Raw genomic sequence first — 16,118 nt, 5'->3', positions numbered from 1 at the left:
TGGCTATATTTGAAGAATCGCAGATGAACTCTGAGGGCGGCGTGCGGGTTAGACTAATACGGTTTTGCCAACCAGGTTAGTTGTGCCCGCGCCCGCCCAGATTACAACAATCCTATTGGTCGGGCTTTACGGACGGTACCGGGAAAAAGCCGATTTTCTGCGTTATTTTACATCAAATTTGACTTACCCATTTCCGATGGCTGACGAAGAACTACCCCAAGCCCCACACGCTTATACCGAAGACAGCATCCGTTCCCTCGACTGGCGCGAACACATACGCCTTCGGCCCGGCATGTACATCGGCAAGCTCGGCGATGGTTCGGCGTACGATGACGGTATCTATGTGCTTGTAAAAGAGGTTATTGACAATTCCATTGACGAGCACGTAATGGGCTACGGCCGCACCATCGACATCAAGATCAGCGACAGCCGCGTGCAAGTGCGCGACTACGGCCGGGGCATTCCGTTGGGCAAAGTCGTGGACGTGGTCAGCAAGATCAACACCGGCGGCAAATACGATTCGAAAGTGTTCCAAAAGTCCGTGGGCCTGAATGGCGTTGGTACGAAAGCCGTGAATGCGCTTAGCAGCTATTTCTTGGTGCAAAGCGTGCGCGAAGGCCTGATGAAAGCTGCCGAGTTTGAGCAAGGTCAGCTCAAGAGCGACCCCAAGCCGGTGAAGACCTCGCAGCGCAACGGCACGCTGATGGTCTTTCAACCCGACGAAAGCATTTTCCGCAATTACCGCTTCATTCCGGAGTACCTGGAAAACCAGATCTGGAACTACGTCTATCTGAATGCGGGCCTCACCATCAACTTCAACGGCCAGAAATACCACTCTGAAAACGGCCTGAAAGACTTGCTGGCTCGCAAAGCCGACGAGGAGAGCGTGCGCTACCCGATTATCCATCTGAAAGGAGAGGACATCGAGTTGGCCATGACCCACGGCAACGACTACGGCGAGGAATACTACTCATTCGTAAACGGCCAGTACACCACACAGGGCGGTACCCACTTGGCGGCCTTCCGCGAGGCGGTGGTGAAAACCCTGCGCGAGTTCTACCGCAAAGACTACGATGCCAGCGACATTCGAGGCAGCATTGTGGCCGCCATTTCGGTACGGGTGCAAGAGCCAGTGTTTGAGTCGCAGACCAAAACCAAGCTGGGTTCTTTCAACATGGGGCCTGACGGGCCTACGGTGCGCGGCTTTATTGTTGATTTCGTTAAAGAGCAGCTCGACAACTACTTACACAAAAATCCGGAAGTAGCAGAAGCGCTCAAAAAACGCATCGAGCAAAACGAGCGCGAGCGCAAAGACATGGCTGGCGTGAAAAAGCTGGCTAACCAGCGCGCCAAAAAAGCCAATCTGCACAACCGCAAGCTCCGCGACTGCCGTCTCCACCTCGACGACCACAAACACGAAAACGAAGCGCTCACTACGCTCTTCATTACCGAAGGTGACTCGGCCTCTGGCTCGATTACCAAATCTCGGAACGTAGAGACCGAAGCCGTGTTCAGCTTACGCGGTAAGCCCCTGAACTGCTTCGGGTTGAAGAAGAAAGTCGTTTACGAAAACGAAGAGTTGAATTTGTTGCAGCACGCCCTGAACATCGAAGAGGGCATCGAGAACCTGCGCTACAACCGGGTGGTAGTGGCCACCGACGCCGACGTAGACGGCATGCACATCCGGCTGCTGCTGCTCACGTTCTTCCTGCAGTTCTTCCCCGATCTGGTGCGTAATGGCCACGTATTCATCCTGGAAACGCCGCTGTTTCGGGTGCGCAACAAGAAGCAAACTATTTATTGCTACAACGAGCAAGAGAAGCAACAAGCCATGCGGCAATTGGGCCGTAACCCGGAGATTACGCGCTTCAAAGGCCTTGGAGAAATCTCGCCCGACGAGTTTGGTAAGTTCATTGGCGAAAACATTCGCTTAGAGCCAGTTATCCTGCAATCGGATCGCTCGATTCAGCAAGTGCTGACGTATTACATGGGCAAGAACACCCCTGCCCGCCAGGAATTCATCATCGACAATCTTCGTTTGGAAAAAGACTTGGTAACCAGTGACGTGCTGCCCGTGGAGGAGGCAGTAGAGGTGTAAATCGCTGTGGGGCTGTGTACAGGTCCGTTTACGGCTGATGCGGCAGATTTGCGGAAGGTTGAAATGGTTGTAGTGTGCAGAACTCACCCGTGCCGGGCACTGCTCTTTTGAACAGCCCGACCCTCACAATCTCTGTTTATGTTTGCCCTGCTGGACTTGTTACGCCGCGGCAATTTGCACCGCACCCGCGTGGAGGCGTTCTCCGACGGCGTCTTTGCCATCATCGTCACCCTGTTGATCTTGGAGATCAAGGTGCCGCATCTGGCGCACGGTTCCGTCGCCGAACTGCTCCACGGTCTGCGGTTGCTGGTACCGAAATTTTTGAGCTGGGCCATTAGCTTTATTGTGGTCAGTAAATTTTGGGTCAATCATTCGTACATTTTCAGCCTCGCCCGATGCTGCAGCTACGCGGCCATGTGGATCAACGCTTTGTTTTTGATGGCTCAGGCCTTCATTCCGTTCCCGACGGCGCTGCTGGGCGAGTACCCGTACAATCCGGTGGCCGTGAGCTTTTTTGGTATCGTAATGGTTGTCAATACGTTGCTGTTTGTGTGGCTGCACAGCTACATCAACGACAACTTGCTGCGCGACGCCTCGCATTACGTGCCCAAGCGTACGCTGCTGGGGCGCTCGCTGGTAGGCCCGATTTGTTACGCGTTGGGAGCCGCCCTGGCGTGGGTGAGCGTATGGGCCGCGTTTGCCGTGTACCTGCTGACCCCGCTGTTTTTTGTGGTACCCCTGCAACCCAACCACGGTTTGGCCGTCGCCGAAGGCGTAGTTGACGAGCACGAGCATACCGTTAGCGCCGCTTCGGCGGTGCCTTCGCACCGATAGTTTTTTGTTTGGAAGTGGCAAGTCCGCCACACTTTATTACTGCTGTGTCAAAAGAGAATAATCCACAAGACCCGAATCCACACGCTTTGCCCGCTGATCTGTTTGCGGCCGGCGACACCATTGATTTCGGGTCAGCCCCCGCCACGGGCGACGAGACACCTGCGGAGCAGTCCGCGACGGAAGAAACTGTTATTTATTCACAAGTATCTGATTTTGAGATACTTATTGAAGATACTAGCACCGGTGATCATGGTGCGCCTGTGGACGAAAAACCGGTGCTCGAGCCAGCCGAAGAGTCGGAGGAAGAGCCCAAATTTGCGCCCGGCGAAACCATTCACGACGTGGCCACCGTCAACGGAATGTACCAGAACTGGTTTCTGGACTACGCTTCATACGTGATTTTGGAGCGCGCCGTGCCCGCCATCGAAGACGGCCTGAAGCCGGTGCAGCGCCGCATCCTGCACGCGATGAAGGAAATGGATGACGGCCGTTTCAACAAGGTTGCCAACGTCATCGGCCAGACGATGCAGTACCATCCGCACGGCGACGCCAGCATCGGCGACGCGATGGTAAACCTGGGCCAGAAGGATTTGCTCATTGAAACGCAGGGTAACTGGGGCGACATCCGCACCGGCGACGGCGCGGCCGCGCCGCGTTACATCGAGGCGCGCCTCTCGAAATTTGCGCTTGACGTTGTATTTAACCCTGACATCACGGACTGGCAACTCAGCTACGACGGCCGCAAGCGCGAGCCCGTGACGTTGCCGGTGAAGTTTCCGCTGCTGCTCGCGCAGGGTGTCGAAGGTATTGCTGTAGGCCTCAGCACCAAGATCATGCCTCACAACTTCCGCGAGTTGTGCAAAGCCAGCATCGACGTGCTGAAAGGGCGTGATATTGAGCTGTATCCGGATTTCCCGACCGGCGGCCTTTGCGATATCACCAACTACAACAACGGCCAGCGCGGTGCCAAAATCCGCTTGCGCGCCACCATCGAGAAGGCCGACAAGACCATGCTCGTCATTCGCGACATTCCGTACGGCACCACCACCACGGCGCTGATGGAAAGCATTGTGAAGGCCTCGGAAGCGAATAAAATTAAGATTAAGAAAGTCGTGGACAACACGGCAGCCGAAGTCGAGATTCAGGTGCACCTGCCCACGGGCGTGTCGCCGGACCTGACGATGGACGCGCTCTATGCCTTCACCGACTGCGAAGTCTCGATTTCGCCCAATACCTGCGTCATCATCGAAGACAAGCCGCGCTTCGTGATGGTGGAGGACATGCTGCGCCTGAGCACCCAGAAAACGGTGCGCTTGCTGGAGCGTGAGCTGGAAATCCGGCAGGACGAGCTGCACGAAAAATGGCACTCGGCTTCGCTGGAAAAAATCTTCATCGAGAACCGCATTTACCGCAAAATCGAGGAATGCGAGACGTGGGAAGAGATTCTGGAAACGATCGATGCCGGCCTGAAAAAGTTTGTGCGCATCGACGGCGAGAAGCAAAAGGCCAACGATACACGCATTGTGCTGCGTCGCGCAATCACGGAAGATGACCTAACGCGCCTGACGGAAATTCGCATCAAGCGCATTTCGAAGTACGACGGCTTTAAAGCTGACGAATACATCCAACGTCTCGAAGCTGAATTAACAGAAGTGGCTGATAATCTGGCAAATATCACGCGCTACGCCATCCATTACTTCGAAAACCTACTGAAGAAATACGGCGCGGGGCGCGAACGCAAAACGCAGCTGCGCACCTTCGACGTGGTATCGGCGCAGAAAGTAGCCGTAGCCAACCAGAAGCTCTACGTCAACCGCCAAGATGGTTTTGTGGGCTACGGGCTGAAAAAGGACGAATTCGTGTGCGATTGCTCCGACATGGACGACATCATTGCCATCCGGCGCGACGGCTCGTTTATGGTGGTCAAAATCGCGGAGAAAACCTTCGTGGGCAAGGACATTCTGCATGTAGGTATCTACAACAAAAACGACGACCGCTTGGTGTACAACATGGTTTACCTCGACGGCGGCTCGCAGATAAGCTATGCCAAGCGCTTCCTGGTGACGGGCATCACGCGCGATAAAACCTACGATCTTACCAAGGGCTCGAAGGGCTCGAAAGTGCTGTATCTGACGGCGAATCCCAATTCCGAGTCGGAGATTGTCAGCATTCAATTGTCGGACAAAGCACCCGCGCGGGTGAAGCAATTCGACTTCGATTTCGCGGAGCTTTCCATCAAAGGCAAAGGCTCGATGGGCAACATCGTGACCAAGCAGCCTGTCAAGAAGATTACGCAAAAAGCCTTGGGTGACAGCACGTTGGGCGGACGCGAAATCTTCTATGATGAAGTAATCGGTCGCCTCAACACCGAAGGCCGCGGTCGTTACCTAGGCTCCTTCGACACCGATAATACGATTGTGGTGGTGTACAAAGACGGCAGCTACGAACTGACCTCTTTCGATGTTGGCAACCACTACGAAACCGGAAACATTGCTTTGCTGCGCAAGAATGAGCACGATCTGGTGCTCTCAGCGGTGTATATGGAGGGCGACACAAAAGTGCATTACGTCAAGCGATTCCACATCGAAACCACCACAATTGGCAAGCGCTTTACGTTCATCTCCGAAACCAAAGGCTCGAAGCTCTTGGCCGTAACGGCGCACCCAGAACCACAAATTGAGGTGAAGCTGCAGCGGGACAAAAAGTCCGACAAAGAGACCGAGAAAATCCAGCTCCACGAGTTTATCGACGTGAAAGGGTGGAAGGCAATGGGCAACAAGCTGAATTACTTTAAGATCCACGCAATCACGCTCCTGACGGCCGAAGCGCCCGAGCCAGAACGCCGGGTTGTGGCCAAAAAGCGCGGTCCGGCCACCATTCCGCGGCCCCAAGCAGCAGCGGCCGTACCCGAAGCTTCCCTGGAGCTGGCTGGCCCCGTCGATATTACGGCTGAAGATGTGGAGCGAGCGCAAGCGTTGCTTCGGCGACCCAAATCGCAACTAAAGTTGTTTTAAGAAATGCCCCGGACGATAAGCCGGGGCTTTTTCTTGCCAAATTGGGCGCACTTAGTCAGCTTCATGCCGCGAGTGGGCGTTGGCTTAGAAGTTTTGGTTTGGTAGATCGTTATTTGCAAAAGACGCGAGTAATTAATATTTACATAACTATCTGATATCCAATACTTTATACTGAAATGCTTTCGTGAAGCGTTTTTGAGTAAAATTCTGTATGGGTTCGTCTCTGCGTGTTGGCATTCTCTTTCTCGTTCTCCTGCTCGTAGGCAGGGGCGAGACTGCACGGGCGCAAGCTACAGGCGAGGGAACCGAAGCCAACGCCGCGCAGCCGGCGCCTGTCAGCATTCCAAAACTGCTGGCCGAAGCACGCGTATTGCAGCGCGAGTACCGCGAATCGGAGGCATTGGCCAAGTACGAGGAGATTCTGGCCCGCGATCCCCGGCGTTACGATGCGTTGTGGCAAGCCTCGTTGCTGAGTATGAAAATAGGCGGCCGTTACAGCGACGAAACCCGCAAAAACGCCTATTTCGTGCTGGCTCGCCAATATGCCGACCGCTCGCTGGCCGTCAACCCAGATGGGGCGGAAGCCAACTATGCCGTGGCACTGTCATTGGTAACTCAGGCCACGTTGCGCACGGCCTATGGGCGGCTGTACGCCTATAAGGAAATGCAACCGTATGTGTTTATGGCGGTGGCGCGCCGCCCCGATTGGGCCGATGCGTGGGCACTCCTGGGGCGCTGGCACTTTCGCGTGGATCATTATAACATCTTGGAACGCGCCTTTAGTAGTTTGTTTTTGGGAGGTATGCCCAACGGTGCCAGTAGCCGAAAAGCGGTCGATGCGTTGGTACGCGCGCATCAGCTCGACCCCAAGCGCCTGCAATTTTGCTACGATCTGGCCCGCGTGCACATCAACCGTAAGCAGTTCAGTCGGGCGTATAAAGTGCTAGAAGAGGCCAATGCCATTCAGCCTATCACGAGCGAAGATTTGGAGCTAAGCCGTCGTTGCCGCCTTCTCTACGATCAGATGCGACGCAAGCTCAAGATTTCATCTCCGGAAGCGCCTGCGGCACCCAGCCGATAAGGCACACGTGGAGCATCCGGAGCCAGACGCTTATCTTTGCAGTACTAGTATTTGCCTTTCATTTTATAGTTGCCATGCGCTTTTCCTGGCTTTTGTGGCCTCTATCCGTTACAATGCTGTCGGCTTGCGGTTCCTCTGAGCCAACCGAGCAGCCGGATGTAATGGTGAACATTGCCACCGTGCAGAGCGGGCCCAAAATTCAGGCAGACGAGCTCGACGGTGCCGTTGCCCGTCAGCCCCGCAACGCAGGCCTCTATGCCCGTCGGGCCGCGTTTCGCCTCGATGCTGGCCAGACTGCCGCCGCCCTGCAGGATATTAACCAGGCGCTGGAGCTCGACGATTCGCCGGGGGAGTTTTACTTTATCAAAGCACGGGCCTTGCGGGCCCAGAATATGCTGCCGGCAGCCTTGGCAGCAGCGGAAGAAGCTTCGCGCCATGGCTATTCGTCGCCGGAACTCAACCTGCTCGTGGGCGAAACCAACTTGGCTGCTCGTCGCTACGAAGCCGCCCTCGACCACCTCGACCGCACACTTCAACAGGAGCCCGATCACCCGGCGGCGCTATTTTATAAAGGCATCGCTTATGCCGCCACCGCCGACACGGTGCAGGCGCTGAATTATTTGCGGGCCAGTCTGAGCCGCGATCCGCGCCAACCCGAGATTCTGCACCAGTTGGCGTTCCTGTCGAATGCCTACCGCTTGCCTGTTGAGGCGGCTACCTACGCTGCACGCGGGCTACGCTTGGCACCGGGCTATGCGGCTTTGTGGTATGATTACGGGCGTCAGTTTGAGTTACAAAACCTGCCCGACAGTGCCGCTCGCCGCTACTCCCGGGCCGTGCAACTCGATTCAACCCAGTATCGCGCCGATTATCGGTTGGCCCTTATGGCTTATAAGCAACGCAAATACGCTGAAGCAGTGCCGCATTTGCAGCGTGCTTTACGCCGTGCGCCGCGCCTGGCCGGTGCCCGCCAAATGCTGGCCGAAAGCTACGAAAGCCTTGGGCAAGTGCTTGAAGCCCAGGCACAGTACCGGTTGTTGGTGGCTGAAAACCCTGGCAACAAGCACTGGACCTACAAGGTCTGGAAGCTAGGCGAACGCGGTCGCCAATCTGCTGCCGATGCGGACCGCCCCGCTCCGATCGAGCCAATTGCACCCCTGTCTGGAAGAACTCCCACGGGCTATTAGGAGGGGAGCTCGATTGTGCTTATTTTATAATATTCTGATTATCAAATAGTTATATATTAAGCTTCTGCTTCAGTAAAGTGCTGGCAACTGATTCAAAACTGACTTTGTTTAGAGTTGTAACCCTGAAGAAAAATCGCTGGTCCACATTTCAGAGGCCGAATTCGACTTCCATTGCGGGGCTAATCCCGTTATTTTCACTCATCAAATCCGCCCCAAGCTGCTAACTTGCGGGCCTCCGCCTCTTTTTGTAACCACTCGAACATGATTGATATTACGCTCCCCGACGGCTCCGTGCGCCAATTCGAAGCCGGAACTTCGGGTTACGATGTCGCTGCTAGCATTAGCGAAGGCTTGGCACGCAATGCATTGGCTGTCCGCGTCAACGGTGAGGTGCGCGATCTGCACCGCCCGCTCGACGAAAGCGCTAACCTTGAAATCCTGACCTGGAACGACACGGCTGGGAAGGCTACTTTCTGGCATTCTTCGGCTCACCTGATGGCAGAAGCGCTGGAAGCGCTGTATCCCGGCGTGAAGTTGGGCATCGGGCCAGCAATTGAAAACGGCTTTTATTACGACATCGATTTGGGCGAAGGCCGCACGATTTCGACCGATGACTTCCCCGAAATCGAGAAGAAAATGCTGGAACTGGCCCGGAAGAAAAGCCAGTACGAGCGTCGTGCTGTGCCCAAAGCCGAAGCCATTGCCTACTTTACCGAAAAAGCCGATCCGTATAAGCTAGACTTGCTCGAGCGTTTGGAAGATGGCAGCATCACGTTCTACACCCAAGGTGATTTCACCGATCTCTGCCGTGGGCCGCACATTCCGGATACCAGCCCGATCAAGGCGGTGAAGCTGCTGAACGTAGCCGGCGCTTACTGGCGCGGCGATGAGAAAAATAAGCAGCTAACCCGCATCTACGGCATCACGTTCCCGAAAGCCAAGGAGCTAACCGAGTACCTAGAAAAGCTGGAAGAGGCCAAGCGCCGCGACCACCGCAAGCTAGGCAAAGAACTGGAGCTGTTTGCGTTTTCGGAGCGGGTAGGAGCCGGCTTGCCTTTATGGCTGCCCAAAGGCACGGCTTTGCGCGAGCGCCTTGAGCAGTTTATGCGTAAGGCACAAGTGAAAGCAGGTTATTTGCCGGTCGTGACGCCGCACATCGGTGCGAAGGAGTTGTACGTAACCTCAGGCCACTATGAGAAGTACGGCGCCGACTCCTTCCAGCCAATCAAGACGCCAAATCCGGGCGAGGAATTCTTCCTCAAACCGATGAACTGCCCGCATCACTGCGAAATTTATAAGACGAAACCCCGCTCGTACCGTGACCTACCGCTGCGCTTGGCCGAATTCGGTACGGTGTATCGCTACGAGCAATCGGGCGAGTTGCACGGCCTGACCCGCGTGCGTGGCTTTACGCAGGACGACGCGCATATCTTCTGCCGCCCCGATCAGGTGAAGGAGGAGTTTTTGAAGGTAATCGACATCGTGCTTTACGTATTGAAAGCACTCGATTTCCCCAACTTTACAGCTCAGATTTCGCTCCGCGATCCCGAAAACAAAGCCAAATACATCGGCTCGGATGAAAACTGGGCCCGTGCTGAAGCTGCTATCCAGGAAGCCGCTGCCGAGAAAGGACTCACCACCGTAACCGAGTTGGGCGAAGCCGCTTTCTATGGTCCGAAGCTCGACTTCATGGTTCGCGATGCTTTGGGGCGGAAGTGGCAGCTAGGCACAATTCAGGTAGATTACAACCTGCCCGAACGCTTTGAGCTAGAATATGTAGCTCCCGACAACTCACGTCAGCGGCCTGTTATGATCCACCGCGCCCCGTTTGGTTCGCTGGAGCGCTTCGTGGCCGTCCTGATTGAGCACTGTGCTGGTAATTTTCCGCTCTGGCTGTCGCCTGAGCAGTTCGCTGTGCTTCCCATTTCGGAGAAGTACCAAGACTACGCCCAGCAAGTATACGACCGGCTCGTGCAGGCTGAATTACGGGGTTCACTCGACAATCGCGACGAGAAGATTGGCCGCAAAATTCGGGATGCCGAAGTAGCGAAAGTGCCTTATATGCTCATCGTGGGCGAAAAAGAACAGGAAAACGGCATCGTAGCTGTGCGCAAGCACGGGGAGGGCGACTTAGGCAGCATGCCTATTGAGGCCTTTATCCGCAGCTTCCAGGCTCAAGTAGCCGAGATGATGGAAGCAAAATAAAGGTGTTTCAGCACTTAGGCTTGGACGATGATTTGAACAATGTCGACCTGATAATTGTCTTCAAGGTCCGTTCAAGCCTAAGTTGCTACATCCCCGATGGCCGCAAGCAGATAGGGGATTTTATATAGCTACTTTTTTAGATTCCAAAAAAAACAGGATATTTGCCCGCTGATAGCCCTCGCGAGGTCCGCCTCACATGGGAGATCCCGGAAAATTGACTTTTTCTCACCTTTCAGAAGGAGGACCAACTCATAGCAACCCCGAATCGCCGCTACATCCCCCGTGCTCAGGTGGAGGAGCCGTTCAAAATCAACCAGAAGATTACGGCTCGCGAAGTGCGCCTCGTCGGTGAAAACATCGAACAGGGCATTTATCCAGTCGAACAAGCTCGTCGTATGGCGCAGGAGCAAAACCTCGATCTCGTCGAGATTTCTCCTACCGCCGTACCGCCCGTTTGCCGCGTCATCGACTACTCGAAATTCAAGTACGAGCAGAAGAAGAAAACCCGCGAACTAAAAGCCAAGCAAACCAAAGTCATCATCAAGGAAATCCGCTTCGGACCTAATACAGATGACCACGACTTTGCTTTCAAGCTCAAGCACGCGCAGGAATTCCTGAAAGAAGGCGCCAAGATCAAAGCGTATGTGCACTTTGTAGGTCGTTCGATCGTGTTCAAAGAGCGCGGTGAGATTCTGCTGCTCAAGTTTGCGCAAGCACTAGAAGATCTGGCCAAAGTTGAGCAGTTGCCCAAGCTCGAAGGCAAACGCATGTTCCTGTACCTAGCTCCAAAGGCCGTTGTGGTTGCCAAACCCAAGTCTGCGGCTCCCAAGGAAGTACCGGTCGGCGCTAGCAAAGAGGGCAAAGAGTCATCGTAGCCGCCTTTTGCAACTGCTTGATAAATAAGTAGTTGCATGCGGAAGATTTCGATGGCCCAAACCAGCATTTCATTTCTCCAATATATATTCCAATGCCAAAAGTAAAGACGAAATCCGGTGCTAAGAAGCGTTTTACGCTCACCGGCTCGGGCAAGGTGAAGCGGAAGCACGCCTTCAAAAGCCACATCCTCACGAAAAAAGGTACCAAGCAGAAGCGCAACCTGACGCACGTAACCTTGGTAAGCACGGCCGACATGTCGCGCGTGAAGGACATGCTGAACATCTAATCAGCGAGTGGTAAGTAAATTTTAAACCCGGCGTCCGGTTTTGTAAGACTCCCGAGGAAGGTAGTCGCCAGCCGCCAAAAAAAAGTAGGTTATGCCAAGAAGTGTAAACCATGTGGCTTCGCGCCACCGTCGGAAGAAAGTAATGCGTTTGGCGAAAGGCTATTTCGGCCGTCGCAAGAACGTTTGGACCGTTGCCAAAAACGCAGTTGAGAAAGGCCTTCTCTATGCGTACCGCGACCGCAAGACCAAGAAGCGTGAGTTCCGTGCTTTGTGGATTCAGCGTATCAACGCAGGTGCTCGCGAGCACGGTCTGTCGTATTCGCAGTTCATGGGCGGCTTGAAGAAAGCCGGAATCGATCTGAACCGTAAGGTGCTTGCCGATTTGGCCATGAACCATCCTGCTGCTTTCAAAGGCATTGTAGAGAAAATCAAATAGATTTTCCTCTTAAAAAAAGTAAAAAAGCCTACTTCGAAAGAAGTGGGCTTTTTGTTTTATTAGATATTTCTTGCTGAGAAGGTACCGATTGGTGGGCTATTTCCCAGATTCTTTGTCGATCGCGGCTAGTTCTTCGGCGCTAAATTTAATATTGGCTAGGCAGCCTAAGGAGTCCGTGAGTTGTTCGGGCTTGCTAGCACCGATGAGTACCGAGGTAATGCGCTCGTCTTTTAGAATCCAGGCCAGTGCCATTTGGGCCAAGCTTTGGTTGCGCGTTAGAGCCAAGTCATTCAGCCGGCTGATCTGGCCGAGCCGTTCGGGGGTAAGATGGTTTTCTTGCAGGAAGCCTACGCCTTTTGCCACCCGTGAGTCGGCAGGGATGCTGCCCAAATACTTGTTTGTGAGTAATCCTTGGGCCAAAGGAGAAAACGGAATGCAGCCGACACCTTGTTGATCCAGTACATCCAGAAGGCCATTTTCTACCCAACGTTCGAATACGGAGTACTTAGGCTGGTGAATTAGGCAAGGTGTGCCCAGTTCGCGCAGCAATCGGATGGCCTCTGCGGCCTGCTCTGCCGGGTAATTTGAAATGCCAACATATAAGGCTTTGCCTTGCCTGACCATCAGGTCAAGCGCCGACATGGTTTCTTCTAGCGGCGTGTCGGGGTCGGGGCGGTGGTGATAAAAGATGTCCACGTAATCGAGCCGCATGCGCCGTAGGCTCTGATCAAGGCTGGAAACCAAGTATTTCTTCGAGCCCCAATCTCCGTAGGGGCCGTCCCACATTGTGTAGCCCGCTTTGGAAGAAATGATTAGCTCATCGCGGTAGCCCCGAAAATCTTCGCGCAAAATGCGCCCAAAGTTCGTTTCTGCCGAGCCGGGCGGCGGGCCGTAATTGTTGGCTAAGTCGAAATGAGTGATGCCGCTGTCGAAGGCGCGGTGCAGAATCGCACGGAAGTTCGCTAGCTGGTCTACGTCTCCGAAATTATGCCACAGCCCCAAAGACACGGCGGGTAGCTTGAGGCCGCTGCGGCCGCAACGGCGATAGATCATGTCGTGGTAGCGGGAGGGAGCCGGCAGATAATGCATAGAAATGCTTGGAAGGTTGGGTTAAAAGGAAAGGCCGAGTTAATACTTTTCTTCCGTTCGGTATTCAGCTCTTCGGGCATTAAAGCGAACTTGAATTTTTAGAGAAGTTCGGAAACCGAGGCGGCGGGGACAGGCTCGAGGCCGGGGCGCAGCAACATTACGCCTTCTTCGCGGGCTACGACCGCGGCGCGCGCCAAACCCAAAAACAGGCCGTGCTCTACAATGCCGGGGATGCGTTGCAGGTGTTCGGCAAGCTGCGCAGGGTCAGGGAGCGCGTTGAAATGGCAGTCAACCAAGAGGTTGCCTTGGTCTGACTGCACGGCCGTCTGCGCATCGTTCGGATCGGTGCGCAGGACTGGAGCCCCGCCAAGTGCTTCCATGGCGTCCAGCACCCAAGGCAGCGCGAACGGCACTATTTCCAGCGGTAGCGGAAAGCGGCCCAACTGCGGCACTGCTTTGGACGAATCGGCGATGATGAGCAGGGCATCGGAAGCAGTTGCTATAATTTTTTCACGCAGCAAAGCACCGCCGCCGCCTTTTATGAGCCGCAATTGCGGGTCGAGCTCGTCGGCGCCGTCCACGGTCAGATCGAAGCGCAACCCACGGCGGGGCTCGAGCATGGCAATGCCGGCCTTGCGGGCCAAGGCGTCGCTGGCGTGTGATGTGGCAGTGGCCTGCACCTGTAACTGGCCGTTGCGCACGGCTTCCCCTAAGGAGTTGATAAAATAAGCGGCCGTACTGCCGCTGCCCAATCCTAAGAGCATACCATCGCGTATCCAGCGTAACGCGGTCGCGGCAGCAAGCTGCTTTTCCTTCTCTCGTTGGGTTTGATCTTCGGAGACTACCATTAGCGCATGTAGGGTTGGGGTCGATCGTGTCTACGGTTTTATCCCTATACAAGTATATATTTTTATGTAAACAATTGATAATTAGATAATTACATGGTTATGCTGGGTTTCTGCCCGGCTAGCGCTTACGGGGACGTTTATCCTGCCCAGTCTTCATCCATATATCCCAGTGCGTGAAATAGTAGCCGTAGTTCTTATTGAATAGCTGGTGGTGTAAGTTGTGGTGCGTGGAGGAAGTCAGGTGCTTGCCCAGCAGGCTACGCCGCACTCCTTCCGGCAGAAACTCATACCCAAGATGCCCTACAATATTGGCAGCCAGCACGAGCACGAGAAAGCAGCCAAAAACATACACATGCACGGGCAAAATCAGGATTATAGGGAACACCACGGCGCCCTCCAGCAGCGCCTCAACGGGGTGAAAGGAGTAGGCCGCCCAGGGGGTGGGGTTGGTGGAATGATGATGAACAATGTGGACATGTCGATACAGCCACCGGGTATGCAGCAACCGATGCGACCAATAAAAATACGCATCGTGAAAAACCAGAACCAGCAGGAACGAAGCGCCGAAGTAAGCCCAGCCCTGTAGGGCAATATCGGTATATAGTGTAGTGTACCCGTGGGTAAATAGCCAGTATACCACCACTCCGAGCAAGGAAAAGATGCAGGCCGTCGAACTGGAATACAGCAGTTCGTGCTGAATGTGGCGGGCCGAAGGCTGTTTGGGCTGAATCTTAAATCGTTGTAGGGATCGGAGACCCGGCCGGTAGCACAAAGCGTAACTCAGGCCCGCCAGCAGCGCATAACGCGCGAGGGCAAAAGCTACCACGGCCAATACCATCTCTCCTTCGTCTTCCATGACTGTGTGTGGTCAAAGAGTAGCTTGATTTACTGAGCTATCTACGGGCCGTGCTCATCTTCTTGAGCAACCGGAAATGTGAGCTAAGTGCTCCAAACAAAGAATTGTAGCGGTACCGCAAGCCGAACTCCTCGGCAGTGGCCCGCACAATCTTGGTGATGGCCGGATAATGGACGTGGCAGTAGCGCGGAAATAGATGGTGCGCTACGTGGTGGTTGAGGCCACTGAACAAAAAGCTAATTATTTGTGAATCAGGGCTATAGTCGTCGGTGGTGCGCAGCTGGTGCTCGCCCCAGCTACAATGGATGCGTCCATCGGGGTCGGGCACCACAAACACGGAGTCTTCGACGGCATGGTTGGCCAGCAGCGCAAACATGGCCACTACGCCCGAGCCCAGGTGCATGCACACAAACCCTGCGGCGATCTGCCAGAACGCGACGTGTAGCACCAAGGCCGGCACCACGAGCATGTAGAAAAAGTAAAACGCTTTGGTAGCGAACAGCGTCACCCACTGCACGACCGGATGGTGCGCCGTGACCGGCCCGATTTTTTCGCGCTGGTAATATTTGAAATCCCGGAACAAGACCCAAAACAGGATATAAAACGGGTACAGCACCCGCATGTAGCGGTGTTGGTACTGGTGCTCCGACCGGGAGGCAGTGAAGGGCGTCACGCGCACCATGGTGCTTTGCTCCAAGTCGATGTCCAAGCCCTGAATGTTGGTGTAGGCGTGGTGCGATACGGTGTGTTTGTATTTGTACATATAGCCGTCGCCGCCGACCAAGTTGGCAAACCGCAGCAGGACCATATTCACCCAGGGCCGGGCCGAAAACACGCCGTGGGCGGCATCGTGCACAATGCTCATGGCGGCCAGAATGATGAACACACCCATCGCAAACCACAGCAGCAAAAACGGCCCTAAGGGCATTGCTACGAGCAGGAGCGTTGCGTAGCTGGCCGCAAACAATCCCGCAAACAGTATGGCCTTTCCCACGGCTCCGGCCGTAGCATATCGGGGCAGCGCCTGCTGCTCAAAATGGGTATTCACGCGGCACTTGAGCGTGTTGTAAAATCCGTTGGCCGGCTCCGGCTGAAATCTGATCCTATCCATATCCGTGGGTTGCGTTGGTGGAAGCAAAAATCTGCTGTACTGCATCGTGCTTGCGGCCAGCACAGCCCCGTGACGGGCTAAGGAAAGGCCAGGGGAATCATCGATGGACTAGCTATGAAAAGGTATCGCCCGCGGTGAGAGGGAACTAATCGACCTCTGCGGAGTCGTTTTTTTATTGCTGCTAATCCTGCGTTGCG

General features: G+C 54.7%; 13 protein-coding genes. 9 read left to right on the top strand and 4 right to left on the bottom strand.

Features of this window, described 5'->3' with window-relative positions; all coding sequences use genetic code 11:
- Positions 1 to 196 precede the first annotated feature (196 nt).
- From FHG12_RS18940 to rplT, 9 genes are all read left to right on the top strand, one after another.
- Positions 197 to 2,098 carry a DNA topoisomerase IV subunit B gene (locus tag FHG12_RS18940; RefSeq protein WP_139517281.1) on the top strand — a complete coding sequence of 634 codons (1,902 nt, stop codon included), beginning with the start codon at positions 197 to 199 and terminating at the stop codon, positions 2,096 to 2,098.
- 138 nt (positions 2,099 to 2,236) lie between these two features.
- A complete protein-coding gene (locus tag FHG12_RS18935; protein ID WP_139517280.1) occupies positions 2,237 to 2,932 on the top strand; it encodes a TMEM175 family protein in 696 nt (231 codons plus the stop codon).
- Between the two features lie 275 nt (positions 2,933 to 3,207).
- Positions 3,208 to 5,946 carry a DNA gyrase/topoisomerase IV subunit A gene (locus FHG12_RS18930; RefSeq protein ID WP_394348458.1) on the top strand — a complete coding sequence of 913 codons (2,739 nt, stop codon included), beginning with the start codon at positions 3,208 to 3,210 and terminating at the stop codon, positions 5,944 to 5,946.
- Positions 5,947 to 6,157: 211 nt separating this feature from the next.
- Positions 6,158 to 7,027, top strand: a complete 870-nt coding sequence (locus FHG12_RS18925) for a tetratricopeptide repeat protein (RefSeq protein WP_139517279.1) — start codon at positions 6,158 to 6,160, stop codon at positions 7,025 to 7,027.
- Positions 7,028 to 7,101: 74 nt separating this feature from the next.
- Entirely contained in the window at positions 7,102 to 8,214 is a 1,113-nt protein-coding gene (locus FHG12_RS18920; RefSeq protein ID WP_139517278.1) for a tetratricopeptide repeat protein, read from the top strand.
- A gap of 261 nt (positions 8,215 to 8,475) precedes the next feature.
- Positions 8,476 to 10,419 carry a threonine--tRNA ligase gene (gene thrS / locus FHG12_RS18915; protein WP_139517277.1) on the top strand — a complete coding sequence of 648 codons (1,944 nt, stop codon included), beginning with the start codon at positions 8,476 to 8,478 and terminating at the stop codon, positions 10,417 to 10,419.
- A 251-nt stretch (positions 10,420 to 10,670) separates the two neighbouring features.
- Complete coding sequence (gene infC, locus FHG12_RS18910; RefSeq protein WP_174805816.1) at positions 10,671 to 11,294, top strand: translation initiation factor IF-3; 624 nt, start codon at positions 10,671 to 10,673, stop codon at positions 11,292 to 11,294.
- 92 nt (positions 11,295 to 11,386) lie between these two features.
- Positions 11,387 to 11,581 carry a 50S ribosomal protein L35 gene (gene rpmI / locus FHG12_RS18905; RefSeq protein WP_139517275.1) on the top strand — a complete coding sequence of 65 codons (195 nt, stop codon included), beginning with the start codon at positions 11,387 to 11,389 and terminating at the stop codon, positions 11,579 to 11,581.
- A 91-nt stretch (positions 11,582 to 11,672) separates the two neighbouring features.
- A complete protein-coding gene (gene rplT, locus FHG12_RS18900; protein ID WP_139517274.1) occupies positions 11,673 to 12,017 on the top strand; it encodes a 50S ribosomal protein L20 in 345 nt (114 codons plus the stop codon).
- Positions 12,018 to 12,113: 96 nt separating this feature from the next.
- Here rplT and mgrA read toward each other — a convergent pair whose 3' ends face one another.
- The 4 genes from mgrA to FHG12_RS18880 form a co-directional block, all read right to left on the bottom strand.
- Complete coding sequence (mgrA, locus tag FHG12_RS18895; protein WP_139517273.1) at positions 12,114 to 13,106, bottom strand: L-glyceraldehyde 3-phosphate reductase; 993 nt, start codon at positions 13,104 to 13,106, stop codon at positions 12,114 to 12,116.
- Positions 13,107 to 13,204: 98 nt separating this feature from the next.
- Positions 13,205 to 13,954, bottom strand: coding sequence for a ribose-5-phosphate isomerase RpiA (rpiA, locus tag FHG12_RS18890; protein WP_139517272.1), 750 nt, complete (start codon positions 13,952 to 13,954; stop codon positions 13,205 to 13,207).
- 118 nt (positions 13,955 to 14,072) lie between these two features.
- Complete coding sequence (locus tag FHG12_RS18885; RefSeq protein ID WP_139517271.1) at positions 14,073 to 14,810, bottom strand: sterol desaturase family protein; 738 nt, start codon at positions 14,808 to 14,810, stop codon at positions 14,073 to 14,075.
- A gap of 37 nt (positions 14,811 to 14,847) precedes the next feature.
- A complete protein-coding gene (locus FHG12_RS18880; protein ID WP_165699457.1) occupies positions 14,848 to 15,921 on the bottom strand; it encodes a fatty acid desaturase family protein in 1,074 nt (357 codons plus the stop codon).
- Between the last annotated feature and the right edge of the window lie 197 nt (positions 15,922 to 16,118).

Origin of the sequence: Hymenobacter jejuensis (assembly GCF_006337165.1) — a bacterium.
Classification (GTDB): Bacteria; Bacteroidota; Bacteroidia; order Cytophagales; family Hymenobacteraceae; genus Hymenobacter; species Hymenobacter jejuensis.
The sequence above is the reverse complement of the archived record's forward strand: the minus strand, read 5'-3'. Positions and strand labels throughout refer to the sequence as shown.